19 protein-coding genes and 1 pseudogene are annotated in these 21,626 nt (G+C 40.1%); 14 read left to right on the top strand and 6 right to left on the bottom strand.

What is annotated here, in order from left to right; all coding sequences use genetic code 11:
• Window positions 1–48: 48 nt before the first annotated feature.
• The 5 genes from VOI17_RS05795 to VOI17_RS05815 all read left to right on the top strand — a co-directional run bounded on the left by VOI17_RS05795 (window position 49) and on the right by VOI17_RS05815 (window position 3,138).
• Complete coding sequence (locus VOI17_RS05795; protein WP_323756297.1) at window positions 49–1,119, top strand: hypothetical protein; 1,071 nt, start codon at window positions 49–51, stop codon at window positions 1,117–1,119.
• A gap of 330 nt (window positions 1,120–1,449) precedes the next feature.
• Window positions 1,450–1,893, top strand: a complete 444-nt coding sequence (locus VOI17_RS05800) for a hypothetical protein (protein WP_323756298.1) — start codon at window positions 1,450–1,452, stop codon at window positions 1,891–1,893.
• 93 nt (window positions 1,894–1,986) lie between these two features.
• Window positions 1,987–2,352, top strand: coding sequence for a DUF2200 domain-containing protein (locus VOI17_RS05805; RefSeq protein ID WP_323756299.1), 366 nt, complete (start codon window positions 1,987–1,989; stop codon window positions 2,350–2,352).
• 118 nt (window positions 2,353–2,470) lie between these two features.
• Window positions 2,471–2,719, top strand: a complete 249-nt coding sequence (locus VOI17_RS05810; protein ID WP_323756300.1) for a DUF6364 family protein — start codon at window positions 2,471–2,473, stop codon at window positions 2,717–2,719.
• On the top strand, window positions 2,716–3,138 hold the full coding sequence (locus tag VOI17_RS05815; protein WP_323756301.1) for a PIN domain-containing protein: 423 nt from the start codon (window positions 2,716–2,718) through the stop codon (window positions 3,136–3,138). Before VOI17_RS05810 ends, VOI17_RS05815 begins: the two co-directional genes overlap by 4 nt.
• Before the next feature lie 219 nt (window positions 3,139–3,357).
• Here the strand turns inward: VOI17_RS05815 and katG are convergent, their stop codons facing one another.
• Together katG and VOI17_RS05825 are read right to left on the bottom strand one after the other, a co-directional pair.
• Window positions 3,358–5,571 (bottom strand): catalase/peroxidase HPI, encoded by a 2,214-nt coding sequence (gene katG / locus VOI17_RS05820; RefSeq protein ID WP_323756302.1) that lies wholly within the window; start codon window positions 5,569–5,571, stop codon window positions 3,358–3,360.
• A gap of 261 nt (window positions 5,572–5,832) precedes the next feature.
• The gene (locus VOI17_RS05825) at window positions 5,833–6,795 is read right to left on the bottom strand and encodes a tryptophan 2,3-dioxygenase family protein (protein ID WP_323756303.1); all 963 of its coding nucleotides are present in this window, start codon (window positions 6,793–6,795) and stop codon (window positions 5,833–5,835) included.
• Window positions 6,796–6,858: 63 nt separating this feature from the next.
• Here VOI17_RS05825 and VOI17_RS05830 point away from each other — a divergent pair, with 63 nt between their 5' ends.
• Both VOI17_RS05830 and VOI17_RS05835 read left to right on the top strand, forming a co-directional pair.
• Window positions 6,859–8,073, top strand: a complete 1,215-nt coding sequence (locus VOI17_RS05830) for an acyl-CoA dehydrogenase family protein (RefSeq protein WP_323756304.1) — start codon at window positions 6,859–6,861, stop codon at window positions 8,071–8,073.
• A 79-nt stretch (window positions 8,074–8,152) separates the two neighbouring features.
• Window positions 8,153–8,593, top strand: a complete 441-nt coding sequence (locus tag VOI17_RS05835; protein WP_323756305.1) for a nucleoside deaminase — start codon at window positions 8,153–8,155, stop codon at window positions 8,591–8,593.
• A gap of 319 nt (window positions 8,594–8,912) precedes the next feature.
• On the opposite strand, the gene VOI17_RS05840 is transcribed toward VOI17_RS05835, so the two are convergent.
• On the bottom strand, window positions 8,913–9,110 hold the full coding sequence (locus tag VOI17_RS05840; RefSeq protein WP_323756306.1) for a hypothetical protein: 198 nt from the start codon (window positions 9,108–9,110) through the stop codon (window positions 8,913–8,915).
• Between the two features lie 271 nt (window positions 9,111–9,381).
• Between VOI17_RS05840 and VOI17_RS05845 the strand changes: the two genes are divergently transcribed.
• The 3 genes and pseudogenes from VOI17_RS05845 to VOI17_RS05850 all read left to right on the top strand — a co-directional run bounded on the left by VOI17_RS05845 (window position 9,382) and on the right by VOI17_RS05850 (window position 10,238).
• Window positions 9,382–9,768 (top strand): hypothetical protein, encoded by a 387-nt coding sequence (locus VOI17_RS05845; RefSeq protein ID WP_323756307.1) that lies wholly within the window; start codon window positions 9,382–9,384, stop codon window positions 9,766–9,768.
• A gap of 23 nt (window positions 9,769–9,791) precedes the next feature.
• Window positions 9,792–9,839, top strand: a pseudogene (locus VOI17_RS17995) (hypothetical protein); the annotation flags it as partial.
• Between the two features lie 24 nt (window positions 9,840–9,863).
• A complete protein-coding gene (locus VOI17_RS05850) occupies window positions 9,864–10,238 on the top strand; it encodes a hypothetical protein (protein ID WP_323756308.1) in 375 nt (124 codons plus the stop codon).
• 87 nt (window positions 10,239–10,325) lie between these two features.
• Here the strand turns inward: VOI17_RS05850 and VOI17_RS05855 are convergent, their stop codons facing one another.
• Together VOI17_RS05855 and VOI17_RS05860 are read right to left on the bottom strand one after the other, a co-directional pair.
• Window positions 10,326–11,870, bottom strand: coding sequence for an OmpA family protein (locus tag VOI17_RS05855; protein ID WP_323756309.1), 1,545 nt, complete (start codon window positions 11,868–11,870; stop codon window positions 10,326–10,328).
• Between the two features lie 249 nt (window positions 11,871–12,119).
• Window positions 12,120–13,205 carry an aromatic ring-hydroxylating dioxygenase subunit alpha gene (locus VOI17_RS05860; protein WP_323756310.1) on the bottom strand — a complete coding sequence of 362 codons (1,086 nt, stop codon included), beginning with the start codon at window positions 13,203–13,205 and terminating at the stop codon, window positions 12,120–12,122.
• Between the two features lie 72 nt (window positions 13,206–13,277).
• Between VOI17_RS05860 and VOI17_RS05865 the strand changes: the two genes are divergently transcribed.
• From VOI17_RS05865 to priA, 4 genes are all read left to right on the top strand, one after another.
• Window positions 13,278–14,582 (top strand): amino acid permease, encoded by a 1,305-nt coding sequence (locus tag VOI17_RS05865; RefSeq protein ID WP_323756311.1) that lies wholly within the window; start codon window positions 13,278–13,280, stop codon window positions 14,580–14,582.
• Window position 14,583: 1 nt separating this feature from the next.
• Window positions 14,584–15,459, top strand: coding sequence for a dimethylarginine dimethylaminohydrolase family protein (locus VOI17_RS05870; protein ID WP_323756312.1), 876 nt, complete (start codon window positions 14,584–14,586; stop codon window positions 15,457–15,459).
• A 133-nt stretch (window positions 15,460–15,592) separates the two neighbouring features.
• Window positions 15,593–17,629: a thioredoxin domain-containing protein gene (locus VOI17_RS05875; RefSeq protein ID WP_323756313.1), complete on the top strand. Its 2,037-nt coding sequence runs from the start codon at window positions 15,593–15,595 to the stop codon at window positions 17,627–17,629.
• Between the two features lie 66 nt (window positions 17,630–17,695).
• Window positions 17,696–20,206, top strand: coding sequence for a replication restart helicase PriA (gene priA / locus VOI17_RS05880; RefSeq protein WP_323756314.1), 2,511 nt, complete (start codon window positions 17,696–17,698; stop codon window positions 20,204–20,206).
• Window positions 20,207–20,214: 8 nt separating this feature from the next.
• Here the strand turns inward: priA and VOI17_RS05885 are convergent, their stop codons facing one another.
• Window positions 20,215–21,615 (bottom strand): cation:proton antiporter, encoded by a 1,401-nt coding sequence (locus tag VOI17_RS05885; RefSeq protein WP_323756315.1) that lies wholly within the window; start codon window positions 21,613–21,615, stop codon window positions 20,215–20,217.
• Between the last annotated feature and the right edge of the window lie 11 nt (window positions 21,616–21,626).

Consider the following 21,626-nt stretch of genomic DNA (forward strand, 5'->3'; position numbering starts at 1 on the left):
TATTGAAGTTTTGGGCAAATTTCTGACAAGAACGTGTCAGGCTTAATTATGGACAAACGAATTCAAGCACTACTTTTGGTTTTAATTTTCTCAATTGCTGCTTCAGCTAGGTTAGCGATACTTGGATGGTTAATGATGTTTGCTTTTGGTTCTGTAATACTCTTTGGTCTTATTCATTTCCTTATCCATTTCTACTGCATGAACAACCTAGCTGCGAGTAACTCTAGGAATGTTCTCAGAATCATAATTTCTCACCTTCTATTTGCCTCGATCCTACTATTTCAAATGGATTTTGACGATTCAAGAAGTTACTCTACTCTAGGGAACATGTTCGGGTTTGAAAGTAATTTTCTCGAACGTCAAGGATACAGTATCGTTGGAATTGCTCTTGTACTTTATATGATTCAGTCTTTCATTATGATTCGAACTGTCAGAAAGAATCGAATAAAGGGAAGTAACCCGATACTACTATGCTCATCTTTATTGCTTGCCTTCATTTTACCGAATGCTTTTTCAATAGCTAGTTATCGTGCTATTGAGTACGAAGAGACTAAATCCCTAGAAGAAACAGGTGAATTTGAGTCTTTAAAAAGAGCCCTAAAAAGTCCCACACAAGTTGAAACATTGTCAATAGACCCTTACAATCAGTCTCTTTCCGAGTTTCCCCAAGAAGTATTTGAATTAAATGAGCTCAAACATTTGAATCTAAAAGGACACCGGATTGAATCTATCCCTGATAATATTTCAGACCTGACTAAACTTGAAACCTTAAATTTATTAGATAATAATCTTCAAGCAATTAACCCAAAAATATGTGACTGCTCTCAATTAGTTGAACTCCGTATAGGTGGAGAAATCACCTCTATTCCTGATTGCTTAAAGAAAATGAAATCTTTAAAACACCTGTCATTTCAAAGCACCCATGTTAATGAACTGTTAGATGAGCTTAGGGAGTTCGAGAATATTCAAACAGCTCATTTTTATCTAAAAACACTACCTGTTGACTTCGGTAGTATGACCGATGAAGAAACCATTGAGCACTTTAAAAATTCTGAAAAATTTGATGATGAGAAATGGAGAAAGATAAGTGAAGAAACAGGGATAAAGCATAAATACTGATCTTTATGGCAGGTTCTCCACTGTCGCAGGTTCACCGAACCTGTGACCTCCTATTTAATCAAGGGACTCTGTCCGTTCTGTCCCAAAGTCAGCATTCGTGTGAATGCTCTCCAAGGCTTCGGAGATGGAGAACAAGGAAGAAAGAATCCGTCTGAGAAAGTTATCTGGAGTCAAGAACAGACGGATTCTTTCTTCACCTTTCGTTTCACTTCAGGTTCATCAGAATGACGGATAGATGTAACCGCTCCCCCCCTCTTAGGTTATTATTGAAGTTTTGAGCAACTTCATTCTACAAATGAGTTGTCTTTAGTCAAACCTAGCTTACTATCAGTGGAGAAATCAATTGAAATTACACGAAACCCTTACGAAGAGCCAAATCATATCAACCTGATATTTAGAGCATCTAATGGAGCAAGTTCAGGGCAACTTGAGATATATGACAATGCAGACCGATTTAAAGAGTTGGCTGATATTTTAGAGGATTTTCCTTTCAAATCGACAAAGACATTTCTTTGGGAATTAGGCTCTGAAAAAACTGAAGACAATTTTGCTTTCAATTTCAAATGCGAGTTTTCTTTGATTAAGCATTCTAGCATATGTGTTATCAGAATTAGGTTAAACAACAATCGTGACGAAATTGAAAAATCAATTTCAGAATTTTCAATTCAGTGTTATCCTGCAGAATTGAATCTCTTGGGACAGTTATTTCGTGAATTTTCAAAATTCGAAAAAGAAACCCTGACTTGGAGTGGATTAGAAGGGAGAGTGGAATAAATAACTACATACAATATCTGACGGACTGAAAAATAATCAAAAGCCAACCAGAAAGGTTTATTAACTTGAGATACAAACCCTAAAGCGCAAAACATGACCGACACAAGCCACCACGATGAGCGTATTGCGAAAATGACATTCGCTTCGGTGTACCCACATTATGTTACAAAAGTCGAGAAGAAAGGCAGAACCAAAGCTGAATTACATCAAGTAATCGAGTGGCTGTCTGGTTATGACGAAAAACAATTACAAGCACTCATTGAGGAAAAAGCAACTTTCGAAGAGTTCTTTCAAAATGCTTCATTAAACCCTAATGCGCCTCTTATTACTGGTGTAATCTGTGGCTACCGAATCGAAGACATTGAAAACCGATTGACACAACAAGTAAGGTATTTAGATAAGCTGGTAGATGAATTGGCGAAAGGCCGTAAGATGGAAAAAATATTGAGGGTGGCTTAAATGTTTTTCACCTTCATTTTCATGGTTAATTTTAGAACTTACTTCATTATTGAAAATAACAAAACGGAACTAATTATACGGATTAATTATTTATATTCGTACGTACAACATATTAATCATGGATACGAAATTAACCCTAAAGCTTAACCAAGACGTTATCGAGAAAGCGAAAGAATATGCTTCGAATAAAAAAATGAGTTTATCACGTATCGTTGAGTCTTATCTGCAATCGTTGACTTCAGAAAACGATACAAATGGTTTTGAGATCTCACCCTTTATAAAAAGCATAGCTACTGGAACTTCTCTTCCCACTGAATTAGACCATAAAGGTGAGTACTCAGACCATTTAATGGAGAAATACAAATGACACAACGAGTTTTTATCGACACTAACGTAATGTTGGACTTTCTAGGAGAGCGTAATCCATTCTATGAGCCTATCGCTAAAGTTGCAACATTGGCTGAAAAAGAAAAGTTAACGCTCGTGGTTTCTCCTATTTCTTTCGCCACGGTTAATTACTTTATTTCAAAATTTGAGGATTACAAAGTAGCAAGAGAAAAATTAAGGAAATTTAAGGTAATCTGTGAGGTTTCCTCAATTGACGGACAGACCGTTGAGAAAGCACTAAATTCATCATTCAAGGATTTTGAAGATGCGCTACAATATTTTTGTGCTACAGAATCTGAGTGTCAAATGATTTTAACCAGAAATGGGAAGGACTTTAAAAAATCATTACTTCCAATCATGACTCCTGACGAGTTTTTAAAAAGCTTCAAGAAAGAATAGTTAAATCCCCACCTACCATCCTTGCTTTGCTGAAGCTTCGCGAAGGCAAAGAGGGCGGACATTCTTGCAAATTTTGATCTCTAGAGCTTAATAGAAATAGAGCGGAAGAATCCTGAAAATTCAAAATCAGTATACCCTGCAAACAATCCTTAAAACCAAAAAAAGGTGATCCTTTGCAGAACCACCTTCCAATATTTACACAGGGAATTTTCCCTTAAATCAAGCCAAATCGAAACGATCTAGGTTCATTACTTTGTTCCAAGCAGCGACAAAGTCCTTCACAAATTTTGCTTCTGAATCTGAAGAACCATACACTTCGGCCAAAGCCCTTAGTTCTGAATTAGAACCAAAAATAAGGTCGGCACGAGTACCTGTCCATTTTACTTTACCTGTCTTACGATTTCGCCCTTCAAATACATTTTGTTCATCAGAAGTAGCGCTCCAAGTGGTACTCAAATCTAGCAAGTTCACAAAGAAATCGTTTGTCAATGTTCCTGGACGATCAGTGAATACACCATGATTTGACTGGTCGTAATTCGTATTCAATACACGCATACCGCCTACCAAAGCCGTCATTTCAGGACCTGAGAGCGTTAACAATTGCGCTTTATCCACCAACATTTCTTCAGCCGTCACTTTATGTCTTGGTTTGAAGTAATTGCGGAAACCATCTGCCGCTGGTTCAAGCGCACCGAATGATTCTACATCGGTTTGTTCGAGTGAAGCATCTGCCCTACCTGGAGTAAATGGCACTGTAATATTATGGCCCGCTGCCTTCGCTGCCTTTTCAATACCTGCGCATCCACCAAGAACGATTAAATCGGCCATACAAACAGGTTTGGCAAAAGCCTTTTGAATTCCTTCAAACGTTTTCAACACTTTGGCCAATTGACTTGGGTTATTCACTTCCCAATCCTTTTGTGGAGCAAGACGAATTCGTCCGCCATTGGCACCTCCACGCATATCCGAACCACGGAAAGTGGAAGCTGATGCCCATGCAGTTGATACCAATTCTGAAACAGAAAGTCCAGCATTTAGAATTTCATTCTTTAAGTCGGCTATGTCTTTATCGTTAATCAATTCATGCGTAACAGCAGGAATTGGATCTTGCCAAATCAGTTCTTCTTTAGGTACTTCAGCACCCAAATAGCGAGATATTGGCCCCATGTCGCGGTGTGTCAGTTTGTACCAAGCGCGAGAAAAAGCCTCTGCAAACACTTCATGATTCTCATGATAACGTTTAGAAATTGGTGCATAGATAGGATCCATCTTCAATGCCATATCCGCTGTCGTCATCATTAAGGCTTGCGTGTTGGAAGCATTTCCAGCGGCAGGTGCTTTACGCGCCTGAGATGCTGCTGTTGGCGTCCACTGGTGTGCTCCAGCCGGACTTTTGGTTAATTCCCAATCGTAATTAAGCAACACATCAAAATACTCATTATCCCAACGGGTTGGGTTTGGTGTCCATGCACCTTCTATACCACTCGTGATGGTATCATCGCCATGCCCACTACCAAATGTATTCTTCCAGCCCTTACTTTGTTCTTCAATACCCGCACCGGCTGGCTCTCTGCCTACATATTTATTCGGATCGGCTGCACCATGCGCCTTACCGAAAGTGTGTCCACCAGCGACTAATGCTACTGTTTCTTCATCGTTCATTGCCATACGGCCAAAAGTCTCACGAATATCAATGGCAGATTTTAATGGATCAGGATTCCCATTAGGGCCTTCTGGGTTTACGTAAATAAGTCCCATTTGCACCGCACCTAGTGGATTTTCCAATACACGGTCGCCCTCGTATCTTTTGTCGCCTAGCCATTCTGTTTCAGCTCCCCAGTAAATATCTTGTTCTGGTTCCCAAACGTCCTCACGTCCGCCTGCAAAGCCAAAGGTTTCTAAGCCCATTGATTCTAGCGAGCAGTTACCCGCGAGCACCATTAAATCGGCCCAAGAGATTTTATTACCATATTTTTGTTTGATAGGCCAAAGTAGCAAACGGGCTTTGTCCAAGTTACCGTTGTCAGGCCAACTGTTTAATGGGGCAAAACGCTGAGAACCTGACCCTGCTCCCCCACGACCGTCTTGAATTCTGTAAGTACCAGCACTATGCCAAGCCATACGAATAAAGAAAGGGCCATAATGACCATAATCAGCTGGCCACCAGTCTTGAGAATCGGTCATTAGATCGTAGAGATCTTTTTTGATGGCTTTTAAATCGAGTTTTTTAAATTCTTCAGCATAATTGAAATCTTCACCCATAGGGTTTGAGAGCGAAGAATGTTGACGAAGGATGTTCAAGTTCAATTGGTTGGGCCACCAATCACGATTAGAGGTACCGCTTCCTGCTGTTTGTTTCATTGCCCCGCCATGAAAAGGGCATTTACCACCACTGTTCATGTCGTATACTTTTCCGTGTTCGTTGTTTTCCATTTTCGATAGGTTTTATTGTTAACGAATACAATTTAAGAAAACCCTTTCGATAATTTTTATTTATAGTTTTTATGAAGATATAGAGAAAAACTATATCAATACAAGACTGGCTTTAGTTCCTTCCCCCGAAGCGATCGCGGTCAGGATGAAAAGCGGTGTGCACACAACCACTTAATATAGTTATAGCATGTATAGCTTATACAAACAAAAAACCTCCAGACGAATATGGAGGTCATTAAAGTCTTTTATAGAAAAACCGAATTAGTTAAAAACATTCTGATCTACCCAATGCTTGCCCCACTCATTCTGCTCTTCTTCATTCCATAATTCAGGAAAGAACATCACTTTCTGAAATCTTGGTGGTAAATACTTTTGCCAGTTGGTGCCACCAGTCGCCTTAATATCCTCTGGGCTGCGCTGTAAGTAACGTACAGCTGATTTATAATGCACTAAAGGCCAATCTACATTCGCCAACAAGTCATAACGTTTCAGTTCAGCAATAAGCTCTTCAGTGCCCTCCAATTCTTTATAAGATCGGATATATAGCTGGTTTAAATTGGTAGACTTCACCTCATTGGCCAATTGAACAAATTCCTTAGAGTATTTGGCTTCGAATTGGTCTAAGGTCAAAGTCTTCTTCCCTGTTTTCAGTTCGGTCGCTCCTGTCTTCCAATAAATAGAATCGTATAGTTCTTCCACCGAAGCATAAGGATCAAAGTCATCTCGTTTTTCATGGTTCACCAGGTTCACCATGTCGGTAGAAGCAATTTCAATCATGCGGTACTGGGCCGACTGAAAGCCCGATGCTGGCAAAAGCGACATCCTGAATTGTAAAAACTGCTCCTTCTCCATGCCCTGAATCATGATGGAAAAGGAATGACATAGGTGTTCGAAGTAATTATTAATACGCTTTACTCGGGCTGTGAAAAATTCAATGTTTGGGTGTTCAGCAGATTGCATTTGTTTCATTTCCCACAGAATCAGTTTAAAATACAGTTCTGTAGATTGATGATACACAATAAAAATCATTTCGTCAGGAAAATGCGTTTTGGGGTGCTGAAGTGCCAAAAGTGACTCCAAATTAATGTATTCCCAGTATTTGAGGTAATCAGCGTGCAGCAACCCATCAAGGTAAGAAGCCATGTCTTGCCCCATTGCTTCATATTTTGCCTCGAGCTTCTTAATTCTATCTAATATCCCTTGGTCGATTTCCTTGTTGTTCATACGTTTGTATTGTACTGAAATACGTGCAATTTTGAAAGATAATATTTAGAAACCAAAGAACATATGAATACCGATAACCACGCTAATATTCAGAAATCGTCTAAGCAAGATACTTTTGAGCACCCTGATTTCTACGGAATGGATTCCCTGCTTACCGAAGAGCACATCATGGTGCGTGGCGCGGTACGTGATTTCGTAAAACAAGAAATCTCTCCTTACATCGAAAGCTGGGCGCAAAACGCGCACTTCCCTTTGGAAATGGTGAAGAAATTTGGCGACATCGGAGCCTTTGGCCCTCAGCTGCCTACTGAATATGGTTGTGGTGGTATGGACTATATTTCTTACGGGTTGATTATGCAAGAAATTGAGCGTGGTGACTCGGGCATGCGTTCTACGGCTTCGGTACAAGGTTCTTTGGTGATGTACCCTATCTACAAATTTGGCAATGAAGAACAACGCCACAAATACTTACCAAAATTAGCCTCTGGCGAATGGTTGGGTTGCTTCGGTTTAACAGAACCCGATCACGGTTCTAACCCTTCAGGCATGACCACCAACTTTAAAGACATGGGCGACCATTACCTTTTGAATGGTGCTAAAATGTGGATCTCAAACGCTCCTCATGCCGATGTAGCTGTCGTTTGGGCGAAAAGTGAAGAAGGAAGAATTCACGGCCTAATTGTAGAGCGTGGCATGGAAGGTTTCTCCACTCCTACTACACATGGCAAATGGTCTTTGCGGGCCAGTGCTACTGGTGAATTGGTATTCGACAATGTGAAAGTACCGAAGGAAAATCTATTGCCGAACAAAAGTGGTTTGGGTGCGCCAATGATGTGCCTGGATTCTGCGCGTTACGGCATTGCTTGGGGCGCTATTGGTGCCGCCATGGATTGCTATGAGTCTGCTAGAAAATATTGTGCTGAGCGCATCCAGTTTGATAAGCCCATTGGTGCCTTCCAATTGCAGCAAAAGAAATTGGCAGAAATGCTAACAGAAATTACCAAAGCGCAATTATTGAACTTCCGTTTAGGCCAACTTTTTAACGAAGGAAAAGCGACTACGCCTCAAATCTCTATGGCGAAGCGTAATGCTGTAGAAACCGCATTGAACATTGCCCGCGAAGCAAGACAAATGCATGGTGGAATGGGCATTACAGGTGAATACCCAATGATGCGCCATATGGCCAACCTGGAATCAGTACTGACTTACGAAGGCACACATGATATTCACTTACTAATCCTCGGTGCCGAGATTACAGGGATTCCTGCTTTTAAATAGATATTGATATACATATATCTCCTTTATGCCTTACAGATAACCTTGGCTATAATTTGGTAAACCTCTAATCACTAATACTATGGACAAATACCTCAGCGAAGCAATTAATCAAGCTAAAATCGGGCTTGAAGAAGGGGGCATACCGATAGGCTCAGTTTTAGTTCACAATGGTCAGATTATTGGAAAAGGACATAACAAAAGAGTTCAACAAAAAAGTGTTGTACTCCATGGAGAAATGGATGCCTTAGAGAATGCAGGGAGACAACCTGCATCTGTATATCGAGCATCTGTTTTATATACTACATTGTCGCCCTGCCCTATGTGCACAGGAGCCATATTGCTTTATGGAATTCCAAAAGTTGTCATTGGAGAAAATCAAACCTTTATGGGGTCAGAGAAATTATTAGAGGAAAACGGAGTTGAAGTTGTCATTGAAAACAATGCGCAATGCATTAAAATGATGCAAGACTTTATCGAAACAAATCCCAGCTTGTGGAATGAAGATATCGGAGAGCCCTAATCCGTTATCATAGTTTTCAAGCTTTGTGCACAATGATTTAAAGATACCTTGGACTATTGGTTGGTGAAGAACACCAACCAAGGCAGAATTATAAATGATAACAAACAGAAATCATGTCTATCATATTATTAATCATTTCAGTAATCAGTCTAGTAGTTTTAATTATTGGATTAAAGCGGAAAAATAAAATGATAATATCAATCTCTATTTTGGCAATAATCTCTATGATTGCTTTATTTTTTCTTATAGATAACGCTGTAAAATATACGATGTAGCAGTCCTGCTACCATCTATTTCTCAAGGAATCTGCCCGCTTTCTTTAGCTCTCTATTTCGATTAAAGGAAGCATACCGCTTAACTTCTTCTTTGTTTCTGAAAAAGACCTCCGAAGTTTTGGAGCAGGATGACGGTCTAAAATAAGCCAATTCGGAGCGTCATTCTGATGACGAGGAACGAGGAAGAAAGAATCCGTTGGCTCAAGACAATACTGAATTTCACGGACAGATTCTTTCTTCACCTTCCGTTACACTTCAGGTTCATCAGAATGACGGAAACTTTTAGCATTCTCCGCCCTTGTTGGTGTTCTTCACCAACAAGCCTCCTAAGCTACATTCCACCCTAGATTAGGTTGAATCGCAAATCAAACGCTTACTGAGCAAAAGCCGGTTGAGCAGTATTTATGATCACAATCACAGCATAATACCAAAAGTCTTTTTATCTTCTCCACGTCCTAAGTTATGGATCGCGTCAAACACCTTCGATCGTTACTTAGCATTGATAGAATCAATATGGAAGCGTTAAAGAAATTTTTAGAATTCGAGTTGTTTCACATAGGAGAATTCCAATTGAGAGTTCTCTCCCTCGTGATCATTTTTATAATTTTTTTAGTCACCAAGTTAGTCTTGCTCTTAATTAAGAAAACAATTTTCAGTCGTGAGAATAGTAAACTTGATATAGGTGCCAGCTATGCATTATTCAAAATCATTAAGTATGTCATCTGGGTGATTGCCATTGGTTTGATTTTGGAAGCGCTTAGCGTCAAATTAACCGTATTAATTGCAGGCTCTGCTGCCCTACTTGTGGGGGTAGGTTTGGGTTTAAACAGACATTCAACGATATCTTATCTGGGATCATCTTGCTTTGAGAAAAGTCTATTAAAATTGAAGAAGTCTTAGAAATAGACGGGGATATCGTAAAGATTCAGAGCATTGGGCTCCGAACTTCCAAGGCCTCAAATACCGATGATGTTTCTATTATCATTCCGAACTCATTGATTACCAGCAACAAAGTGATCAACTGGAGTCATCAGACCACCAAGGCTCGCTTTAGAATTAATGTAGGCGTTGCTTATGGGAGTGACATAGACTTGGTGATAAAAATACTGGAAGAAAGTGCACATGAACATTCAGACGTCTCTGCGCTTGACGCAACTGAAGCACGATTGGTAGACTTTGGTAATTCATCATTAGACTTTCAAGTCTTGTTTTACAGTCAAAATATTTTCCGAATCAGTAAGGTGAAAAGTGATATCCGTAGAAGTATCAGTCAAAAATTTGTCTCCAATAATATCACGATTCCATTCCCTCAAATGGACTTGCATATGAAATCAAATGCTCGGGAGAAAATAAAAGATGATGAGGAGTAGCACTCCGTCCCTTGGTGGTGTTCTGAAATGGTCTCCGAAGCTTCCGTTACAACTGTTCTGGGGCGTAGTTGGTAACTGCTTGGTTCTTTACTTAATAATCACAAACTCTACCCTGCGGTTTGACTCTCGACCAGCAACACTGAAGTTTTGACCTACGGGCTTTTCGCCTCCAAAGCCTACGGTTTCTATACGCTTTCCAGAAAGGCCTTTCTCTACTAAGTAATCTTTTACAGTGTTCACTCGATCCAAAGAAAGCTCTTTGAGTAACTTAGGATTACCTCTGTTGTCGGTGTGGCCTTCTAAACGAATTTTCAAATCAGGGTTGTTTTCCATCAAAGCAATGAGCTTTCCTAATTGGGCAGCCGCTTCTTTAGCACTGGCAAATGATGAGGTTCCTTCATTAAAAAGCACATTATCGATCTTGATTTTTGTACCCACTTCTCTTGAAGTCAGTTTAAACCCCTCTACACCTTCTAGCTCATTACCACCACTTCGGGGAGTGGAAGAAACTATAAAGCTTTCTTTGTATTTTAAAAAACCATCAGCATTAATCTCAACATTCACTTCAAGACCTTCTTCAATGGTCACTAAAAATTTCTTTTCTTGAGAGTCTAGTTCTGCGGTATTGATCTCTATTTCCTTTTCTCCAAAATTCAGTTTCACAATACCATTGATTGGCTGATCATTACTGATATCCAGCACCTGCATAGTCATTACCACTACTGGCTTTTCTTGTGCCTTTGGTTCAGTTACTTTCGTTATTGGAGTTTCAGTATTCGATACTATTTCTTGTAATACCTTTTCTGTTTTGTTCAAAGGGAAACCAAAGATATCACCAAAACCCTCGCTATTTTGTGTGGAAGAAAAATAGGCCAACTCTCCCAATTTTGGAATCGCATAACCTAACTCTACTCCTGCTGTATTCACTTCGGTGCCTAAATTGACAGGTTTTGTCCAATCCGTCCAAGAACTACCTTTACGCTGACTTACGAAAATATCGCGACCACCTTGCCCTTCAAAACCATTAGATGAGAAGTACACGGTCTTTAAATCTGGAGCCAAATAAGGTGACCATTCTTCCCCCTGTGTATTGATATCTGCACCCAAGTTCTCAGGCTCACTCCAACTGCCATTACTTTCTTTAAAAGTGACATAAAGATCTTCATTCCCGAAAGTATCGTAGCTTTTAAAAGACAGAATCATCACTTTTTCGTCTGGTGAAATGGAGCCACTGATGTACTCAGAATTATTTGCAAAATAACGGATATCTAAAGGCTGAGGAACGGACCAATGATCCATCACCCATTCAGCCATGGCTATTCCTTTATGTAAATTTCCCTCAGAGTCTTTATAATTCAAAAGGTAAATTCGTTCTCCATCGGCTGAAAAACCCACAACACCATTCAATCCAGTGTGGTTAATAGTACTACCAGCATGTTTGGCCAGAGACCAACCCTTTTCTGTTTTGTCAGAATACCAAATATCACCACGGTCAATTACCCCCCCTTGGTTTCTAGCATGCCCTGAACGGACAAAATACATCCGCTTACCATCAGGACTAAGTACAGGGTTTTGTTCATCAAAGCTGGAACTAATGCTATCCATTTTTACATGACCCTGGGTCTGCCCCATCAGCATTGCTTGATGACAAAAAAGAACAAGAAGAGTAGTATAAAAAGTCGTTTTCAAAGCTAACATTGAGTTTACATCTCTTTCAACGTATGAAATAGAAAATATTTTGACCCTAAGATAAGGGTTAAGCTTTAAAGTACCCTGAAATAGACGTTGAATAACATATTTTAACTAGGGGATCAGTGTTCAGTGTTTGAAACGCAGTGCTGAACGAAGGTTATTGTTTGACAATGGAAACTTATAGGATACTTAATCCTCCAAGAATTTACACAATAGGCTGTGAAAATGGTGTACTCCTTTTTCCATTTTAGGTGAATACCTTCCTGACTTATAAAATCGAGAGTTAATCCCCTTTTGAACACCTTCTACCACAAACTCATCTTCGCGTTCTACTTTATCCAATAAAGCCCCCGCTCCGCTGTCCATTTTGCTTTCGTCATACACATAAGTAATAAAACTTACTCGCGTTCGGTTAACGGAAATTGGTTTGACAACATTAATGGAAAGCCCCCAAGGATAAAAATTGAACATCATATTGGGGAATACCCAAAAATAATAAGCGGCCACGTTTTTCCCGTAATCCATATGCCCTTCTGGTAGGTCAAAAGTATCTTCAGAAGAGTCTGAATACCCAATTTGAAGGTTCATGTGCTCATACAGTACCGTTTCATACGAGCCGTAATCCAACACCGCATTCAAATCGCTATGCACAAAAGGAATATGGAAACCTTCCAGGTAATTATCGCAATACAAGGACCAATGCGCATTGACCAAGTAATCTTGCGAACGCTGTGCATCATGCCTAAACTCGTGCAAAGGCATAAAGCCAATACGTTCAATCATTCCTTCCAAAACTGGCTCAAAATCAAAACTGGGATCAAGCCCCATAAAAAGTAAAGGTCCCAATTGTTTTAATGGAAATTGATGTAAACTGTCGGAAGCACAAGGAAAGTTCTCAGCCTCTTTAAACTCAGGCATATGTTCAAAGGCACCGTCCAAGCCAAACCTTCGTCCATGGTATTTACAAACTAACTTTCGTTCCGAACCAGGATGATGACACACAATATTTCCTCGGTGCGTGCACACGTTAGTAAGGCCATGAATCTCTTCATCCTCCGTCCGAGTCAATAAAACGGGCTCTGTTAGGTAGCCATCCAATAAGGTAAACGGGTACACCTGCTTCGGTAATTTCACCAAAGATTCATCTCCAATCCATTGCCAAGCTTTCAGAAAAACCTTCTCCTTCATCGCTTCAAACACCTGAATGTCACGATAAAAACTAGAGGGAAGTGTATGTGCTTTTTCAATTTCTGGATGAATGGAGTAGTTAGGCATGTTCAGCTTTTATCAATATATTTCAAATGGAATACATGCTAAAATAGGTATTCTAATTCGATTTTTTCAGCTATGAGCAACAGCAAAAACTCCAATAAAAAATTAGGCGTTTGGACGACCACCGCACTTGTTGTGGGTAGTATGATTGGCTCTGGTATTTTTTCCTTGCCCGTTGCTTTGGCGCAATTTGGTGGTATCAGCCTTTTTGGATGGGTGTTCGCGGCCATTGGCGCATTTATTTTAGCCAAAATACTAGGGCGACTTAGCAAAGCTATTCCAGATACAGGTGGGCCTTATGCCTATAGCCGAGTGGGCTTTGGAAGCTTTATCGGTTTCTTTGTCGGTTGGGGCTATTGGCTATCCATCTGGGCTACAAACGCTGCCATTGCCATTACATTTGTAAGCTATTTGGGCGTTTTTATTCCCGCCCTAAACAACAACCCCGTTTTATCGGTAATTACAAGTTTAACAGCAATTTGGCTACTCACTGCCTTGAATAGCTATAGTGTTAAAGGGAGTGGAAAAGCACAATTGATTACTACAGTGTTAAAAATAATACCCTTGTTGCTGATTACCGTTGGAGGCTTTTTCTTTATTGAATGGAATAACTTCAAGCCATTGAATGTCAGTGGAAGTTCATCTCTAGAAGCCATCACTATTAGTACAGCCCTCTGTCTATTTGCATTTTTAGGTATTGAAGCGGCCACAATACCAGCAGGCAATATTAAGTCACCTGAAAAAACGATCCCAAAAGCTACCATGTATGGAACCATAGTGGTTACAATAGTCTATATGGCAAGCTCTTTTGCTTTGTTCGGGGTGCTTAGTCCATTAGAAATGGCCAATACAGCTTCTCCTTTTGCAGATGCCGCCTCTAAAATGTGGGGGGCTAATGCAGAGTATATTGTAGCTGCAGGCGCTTGCATTTCAACTTTTGGTGCTTTAAACGGCTGGATTCTAATTTCTGGTCAAATGCCTCTAGCCATGGCCAAAGATGGAATTCTACCCAAGCCTTTCGCCAAAATCAATAAAAATGAGTCGCCTTACTTTAGTATCATCATTTCAAGTATAATCGTCACCGTTTTATTATTGCTCAATCAAACCAAAGGCTTGGCCGATGTTTATACTTATATGATATTGTTGAGTACGGTTACCGCATTGGTTTCCTATATCTTTAGCGTATCGGCATACGGTTTATTTTCCATTGAAAGGAAATACGGTTTCAAGCCAAAACTTACCAATTTTATCCTTACCCTTGTAGGCTTCGGATTTTCTATATGGATGATGTTTGGCTCTGGTCACGAGGCCGTTTCAGTTGGTTTTATTGGTCTTTTATTAGGAATTCCAGTCTATATTTGGAGTAAACGAAAAATCTAAAATGCATACCTCTCATTCGGAATACGGCACAATTAAATCCCTTTGGATCAAGCCTGTCAAATATGGTTTTATAGATCAACAAGTAATTGACAGACAGTGGATAGACCTGAACTTTATAGAATGTCCAATCTATCCAAAAGCACTTCAGGAGTACGATAGCTTTAAAGCGAATTTCTATTTCCTCGGGTCGAACTTAAAGACTTTTGGTTCGAATGATTATGTGAAAATGGATTCCATTTATTGTAGAGATGCGTCTATCGCTACTGACTACGGAATGATTCTCTGCAATATGGGTAAAGCTGGCAGAGTCAATGAACCCATGTCGCATAGAGAAGCCTATGAGGCAGCTGGCATTAAGATCTTCGGACAAATTGAAGGGCCAGGCACCTTAGAAGGTGGCGATGTAGCATGGTTGGATGAAAAAACGTTAGCGGTTGGAAATACCTACCGTACCAACCCAGAAGGAATCAGGCAACTCAAAGCACTTTTAGAACCTAAAGGAATTGAGGTGCTGACCGTAAATTTACCACACTATAAAGGCCCCTCCGATGTATTCCACCTGATGTCTATCCTTAGCCCTGTGGATAAAGATTTGGCTGTGATTTACTCTCCTTTAATGCCCATTTCCTTTAGAAATGAATTGATCAGAAGAGGCTTTGAATTTATCGAAGTGCCAGAAGACGAGTTTGATTCCATGGGCTGTAACGTATTGGCCATTTCTCCCAGAAATTGCCTAATGGTGGACGGTAACCCTTCTACAGAAGAACAATTGAAGGAAGCAGGTTGCAGGGTAACGACCTATCAAGGTGATGAAATAAGCTACAAAGGCGGTGGTGGCCCAACTTGTCTTACAAGGCCAATGATGAGGGAAATTTAACTCTTTCATTTCGCCCAATCCAAATTCATTTTGAATAGAAGCCCTGAAAACTTTTTAGGCTCTAAATTCTATGCGATCTTCGTACTGAAGGACAACTCAACGTTCCTTCTTCTACATCAAAAATCGAATAACTATGCCTCATCAAGCCAATCGACTGATCAATTCTTCCTCTCCTTACCTTTTACAGCACGCCTATAATCCTGTAGACTGGTTTCCTTGGGGTGAAGAAGCTTTAGAAAAGGCGAAGAAAGAGGATAAACCGATTATCGTGAGTATTGGCTATTCGGCTTGTCATTGGTGCCATGTAATGGAACGAGAAAGCTTTGAAAACGAGAAGATTGCGGAAATAATGAACGCGCATTTCGTTTGCATTAAAGTAGACAGAGAAGAGCGCCCCGATGTAGACCAAGTGTATATGGATGCCGTGCATGCCATGGGTTTGCAAGGCGGTTGGCCGCTGAACGCCATTCTCCTACCCGACCAACGGCCATTTTATGGAGGGACATATTTTCCCGCCCAAGGTTGGGCAAATTTGCTGCTTCAAATCGCTAAAGTATTTAAAGAACAACGTGCCGAATTAGAAAAATCAGCTGAAGGTTTTATGAATTCGCTCAGCGTGAGCGATATTCAAAAGTACGGTTTGAACTCTATTGGTACTGATTATAGCAAAGAAGATTTAAGCCAAATGTTCAAGATCCTGAGTCAGAATTTTGACAAGGAAAAGGGTGGCATGAACAAAGCCCCTAAATTTCCAATGCCTGTCATTTATACCTTTTTGCTTCGCGAATTTGAAACGAATAAAAACGAATCAGCTTTGGCTCATGTAAAACTCACATTGAACAAAATGGCTTTCGGAGGACTCTACGATCAAATAGGTGGCGGTTTTACCCGCTACTCTACGGATGCCGATTGGTTTGCGCCTCATTTTGAAAAAATGCTTTACGACAATGGACAGCTTGTAAGTCTCTATTCTGAAGCCTTTCAAGCCACAAAAGATCCACTTTACAAAGAAATCGTTTTTCAAACCATCGAATGGTTACAAAGAGAAATGACCACCGAAGAAGGTGGTTTCTATTCAGCTTTAGATGCCGATAGCGAAGGTGAAGAAGGTAAGTTCTATTGTTGGACAGCTTCAGAATTTCGCGAGACACTTGGCCCCGATGCCGAATTGATATTTGCCTATTATAACCTCACCGAAAAGGGAAATTGGGAGCCTCAAAAGAACATTCCTCACAGAAACCTCACCGATTCAGAATTTGCAAAGGCCCATGATATTTCTTTAGAAGAGCTTCAAGACTTGGTAAAAGCAGCTAACCTCAAATTGCTCAAGAAAAGAGAAAACAAAGTTCGCCCTGGCTTAGACGACAAAATACTTTCTGGCTGGAATGGACTTATGCTCAAAGGTTTGGTGGATGCTTACGCCAGCTTTCAAGCTCCAGAGTTTCTTCAAATGGCCATTAAAAATGCAGAGTTCATTTGCGCCAAAATGAAAAATGGAAAAGGCCTATTCCGAAATTATAAAGGAGGAAAAGCCAGTATTGACGCCTATTTGGAAGATTACGCAGCGGTAACTCAGGCCTTCAGCGCCTTGTATCAAGTCACCTTTGATGAGAAATGGCTCAACGAAGCTGTCCAATTGACAGAATATACTATTGAGCATTTCTATGATGAAGAGGAACGCTTTTTCTTCTTCACCAATGATGAATCTGAAAAATTAATTGCCAGAAAGAAAGAGATTTTCGATAACGTCATTCCAGGGTCTAATTCATTGATGGCCCAAAATCTATATGCTTTGGGTACGATTACCAGTAATCAAACCTATATCGACATGGCAGTCGAAATGCTCGGTCGGGTCAAGAAAATAGTCATGGTAGAACCTCAATATTTGACCAATTGGGCCTGTTTGGCTACACTGATGGTAACACCAACGGCCGAAATCGTTATGGTAGGTGATGATATTCAAACACAAGCCTTTAGTTTCTTTGATCAATTTATGCCGAATAAGGTAATGGTTGGTGCAGAAAACGAAGGCACGAGTAAACTAGAACTATTGGCCAACCGAGGCAGACTTAATGATCAAACCACTTTTTACGTTTGTTTCAATAAAGCCTGTCAACTGCCGGTAAATTCAGCAAGTGAAGCAATAAATCTAATTGAGAATAGAAAATAGTTTTGGCAGACGAGGATTATTTCTAACCTTGCCAAAGGTTCAAAACCAAGTTATTTCCCAAACAATTTGACGATAGAACAACTCAATATTGACGATGCAAATGAACAGGTTCTGTATGCCGATGTGGCTTTACCAGTCCCTGTGCCCATGCTTTATACCTATAGTATTCCAGCGGAATACCGTGGAAATATAAAGGAACGGACGAGGGTCATTGTTCAGTTCGGGAAAAAACGAATCGTTACAGGTATTGTAGAAAAGGTACACGGGAACAGACCAGAGATCTATGCTGCCAAGCCTATTTTAGAAGTATTGGATACCGAGCCCATCATTACCCGCATGCAAATGGAGGTGATGAAATGGATGGCAAACTACTACATGTGTACTTTTGGCGAAGTAATTAACGCTTCCTTACCTTCTGGTCTTAAACTAAGTAGCGAATCGCGCATTCAATTGCACCCACACAACGATTGGAACGATAGTGAATATCCATTCGATGATCGAGAGCTGCTAATTCTAAAAGCACTTGAGAACAACGATTCGCTTACCTATAAAGAAGCAGCGGAAGCAATTGATCAAAAAAGTGCGCTGAAGTTCATCAAGTCACTGATTCAGAAAGATGTCATCATTATTTATGAGGAAGTAAGGGAAAAGTATAAACCCAAAATAGTAAAAAAAATACGTCTAGCAGCCAGCTATGCTGAAGATGAAAAAACACTTCAAGCACTTTTTTCAGAACTTGAGAAAAGACCAAAGCAAAGTGACATTCTGCTCAAGTACCTTCAACTGGTGCCTGTGTATCAGAAGCCAGGACGAAATGAAGCAGGTATTCCTAAAAGCACTATTAACGAAGCTGGACTTTCTGTTTCCTCGCTGAATACGCTCATTAAGAACAAAATATTTGAGCAGTTCGAAGAAATCGTTTCTCGTTTTGAAGAGAACACCGAGGTTTTTGAAGCTTCTCCCCTTTCTGAAATTCAAGAAAAAGCCAAGCAGGAAATTTTCGATATTTTTGAAGAGAAATCGACTGCCTTACTCCATGGAATTACGGGCAGTGGAAAGACGGAAATCTACATTTCCTTAATACAAGAAGCCTTAGACAATGGTTTGCAGGTGCTTTATCTACTTCCAGAAATTGCTCTAACAGCTCAGATCGTAAACCGCCTAAAAGTGGTTTTTGGTGACCGAATGGGGGTTTATCATTCCAAATTCTCTGACAATGAGCGTGTAGAAGTTTGGATGGGTTTATTGGATGGCCGTTTCGATTTCATTGTAGGTGTAAGAAGTGCTATTTTCTTGCCCTTTGCCGATTTAGGTTTAATCATTGTGGACGAAGAGCATGAAAACTCTTACAAACAGTATGAACCCGCTCCTCGCTATCATGCCCGTGATGTAGCGCTTTTTCTCGCCCACAAACACGGAGGTAAAACCATTTTAGGTTCGGCCACTCCTTCCGTGGAGTCCTTCTACAATGCCAAAATAGGCAAATATGGATTGGTGACCATCAACAACCGTTATGGTGATGCACAATTACCTCAGATGGTTTTCGCAGACATTAGAACTGAAAAGAAACGTAAAACCGCCACTGGAAATTTCTCTTCTGTATTGATTGAAGCTTTGGGCGAAATACTGGAGAAGAAAGAGCAAGCCATTGTGTTTCAGAACCGCAGAGGTTATTCAAACTTCATTACCTGCGATGACTGCGGCTATACCCCAGAATGCCCAAGATGTGCGGTAAGCCTTACCTATCACCAGTATAAAAACCAACTCAACTGTCATTATTGCGGACATAAAGAGCCTGTTCCTGTCACCTGCCCTGCTTGCGGTAGTCAGCGCATTAGAACGGTTGGCTTTGGAACCGAAAAAATTGAAGAAGATCTTAAACTGATTTTCCCCGAGGCCAAAATCCAGCGTATGGATTTAGAAACCACAAGGGCTAAATATGCCTATCAAAATATCATTAAAGATTTTGAAGATGGAAAAATAGACATTCTGGTAGGTACACAAATGGTGAGCAAGGGCCTTGATTTTGATCGTGTAAGTTTAGTAAGCGTTTTTGACATTGACCGAATGATCCATTTCCCTGATTTCAGGTCCATGGAACGCACCTATCAGTTAACAACCCAAGTAAGCGGACGAGCAGGCAGAAAGGACATTGCGGGGAAAGTGATTATTCAAACGGGTGATCCAGAACAGCCCATTCTAAAACTGATTTCAGAACAGAATTACAATACTTTTTTCGACTTGGAAATGCGAGAAAGGGAGAAGTTTAATTACCCGCCCTTTTCTAGAATGGTTAAGATTTTGGTGAGAAGTAAGGATAAAAAACTGACTAAAGATGCTGCTGAATTTTTGGGAAATATTCTAAAGGAAGACCTTGGTACATATCGTGTTTTAGGGCCTCATGAACCCATTATCAACAAAATAAGAGATAAATACCTGATGGAAGTCTATCTTAAAATTGAACGTAAATACAATATCAATTCCGTTAAGGAAAAGATTAAAACCGCCTACTTAGAAGCCCTTCGAAAAAAGGACTTCTCGCAAGTAGAGTTTATCACCGATGTAGATCCCTATTAAGAAATCGCTTATTTATTCCCTTCAAACTCTTCACTATTATCTAATGAAGGGTCTTTTGTTTCGGGTTTAATTTCAGCTTTAGGCTCAACCTTCGGCTCCACTTTCTTTGGAACGATGGATGCATTGGCTTGAGTCTTGATAGGCTCTGCAGTCCTCAAATCTGGCTCCATTCGCTCAATAAAATATGAAATTTTTCGTGCTCCTTTAATGCCTTCTGGCAATGTATCTGTGTTTTTACTGAAGCTAATCAAGCCCCAAGTCATAATGATACTCGTTGACAAAATGGTAATCAAAATGATATCTCCATTGAACAATTCCGATTGAAGTTCAACAGGAATTGAGAAGAACAATAATACAGTGATTAAGCCTCGAGGGCTAATCATCAATTCTGGCATTATAGACTTCTTCCAGAAAAAGGCCTTCAATACAATAAATCGAATCAAAAAGAACGAAGCGACAATCATTAAGCTGATCCCCAAGACTTCTAGGTTGACCAGGGCAGCAAGGTTAATCGTAGTTCCGAATACCACAAAGAAGAATGTTCTCACTACAAATGCCGTTTCTCGAGTAACCAGATGGAGCTCATCCAAAATCTTATCTATTACATCATGTTTGATCCACTTTTGCAGCTTCCCAACAAAAAAGAGCTTGCTGTTATTAATTACCAAACCAAAGGTTAAGATGATAACCAAAGAAGAAAGGTGCATCTGCTTGCCTATGGCATATATCAAAATCAACATGGCAATCAGCAAAAAGAGCTTTACTTCTCCTTCGATCCTCTGAAATAATAACACCAAACCATAACTAAAAACGAATGATATGACGATCGTGATAATGATGTTACCAATAATTCCGTAGACTACTTCTCCAGCTTGCTCAGTTTCGGCATTTCCTGTAAGGAAATAGAAAAACATAATACCGAGAATATCAGAAAACGTACTCTCATAAATCATGAACTCCTTTTTGTCTTTCATTAAGCTAGTTACGCTCGGAATTACAATAGCACTACTCACAATAGAAAGGGGAATGGCGTATACCAATGAAATAATAGGGTCTTCTTGGTAAAATTGATTGATAATTAGCGCAATTAAGAAAGCGCAGCCTCCTAATGAAATTAAAGCCACAGTAAAGGATTTCCATATAATGGGCCATTTCTCCTTACTTAGTTCTAGGTCTAAAGCAGCTTCCAAGACAATCATTATTAGCCCTACAATCCCTAGCAGTTCTAGGGTACTAAAAATCAGCTTGTCCTGATTAATCCCGTAAGCGTCAAGTCCAAACTTTATCCCAATACCCAAGAGGATCAAAAGGATGACACTGGGGATATTTGTACGCTTAGAAAGTATATTGAACAAGTGTGAAAAAATGATCACACAAGACAGTGCTATGATAAGGTTGTATACATTCATGGTCTAATAAT

Source organism: Roseivirga sp. (genome assembly GCF_034669765.1).
Classification (GTDB): Bacteria; Bacteroidota; Bacteroidia; order Cytophagales; family Cyclobacteriaceae; genus Roseivirga.

Coding starts and splice junctions, on each gene's coding strand:
- VOI17_RS05795 (WP_323756297.1), top strand. CDS start 49: ATGGACAAACGAATTCAAGCACTACTTTTGGTTTTAATTTTCTCAATT.
- VOI17_RS05805 (WP_323756299.1), top strand. CDS start 1,987: ATGACCGACACAAGCCACCACGATGAGCGTATTGCGAAAATGACATTC.
- VOI17_RS05810 (WP_323756300.1), top strand. CDS start 2,471: ATGGATACGAAATTAACCCTAAAGCTTAACCAAGACGTTATCGAGAAA.
- VOI17_RS05815 (WP_323756301.1), top strand. CDS start 2,716: ATGACACAACGAGTTTTTATCGACACTAACGTAATGTTGGACTTTCTA.
- katG (WP_323756302.1), bottom strand. CDS start 5,571: ATGGAAAACAACGAACACGGAAAAGTATACGACATGAACAGTGGTGGT.
- VOI17_RS05825 (WP_323756303.1), bottom strand. CDS start 6,795: ATGAACAACAAGGAAATCGACCAAGGGATATTAGATAGAATTAAGAAG.
- VOI17_RS05830 (WP_323756304.1), top strand. CDS start 6,859: ATGAATACCGATAACCACGCTAATATTCAGAAATCGTCTAAGCAAGAT.
- VOI17_RS05835 (WP_323756305.1), top strand. CDS start 8,153: ATGGACAAATACCTCAGCGAAGCAATTAATCAAGCTAAAATCGGGCTT.
- VOI17_RS05845 (WP_323756307.1), top strand. CDS start 9,382: ATGGAAGCGTTAAAGAAATTTTTAGAATTCGAGTTGTTTCACATAGGA.
- VOI17_RS05855 (WP_323756309.1), bottom strand. CDS start 11,870: ATGGGGCAGACCCAGGGTCATGTAAAAATGGATAGCATTAGTTCCAGC.
- VOI17_RS05860 (WP_323756310.1), bottom strand. CDS start 13,205: ATGCCTAACTACTCCATTCATCCAGAAATTGAAAAAGCACATACACTT.
- VOI17_RS05865 (WP_323756311.1), top strand. CDS start 13,278: ATGAGCAACAGCAAAAACTCCAATAAAAAATTAGGCGTTTGGACGACC.
- VOI17_RS05870 (WP_323756312.1), top strand. CDS start 14,584: ATGCATACCTCTCATTCGGAATACGGCACAATTAAATCCCTTTGGATC.
- VOI17_RS05875 (WP_323756313.1), top strand. CDS start 15,593: ATGCCTCATCAAGCCAATCGACTGATCAATTCTTCCTCTCCTTACCTT.
- VOI17_RS05885 (WP_323756315.1), bottom strand. CDS start 21,615: ATGAATGTATACAACCTTATCATAGCACTGTCTTGTGTGATCATTTTT.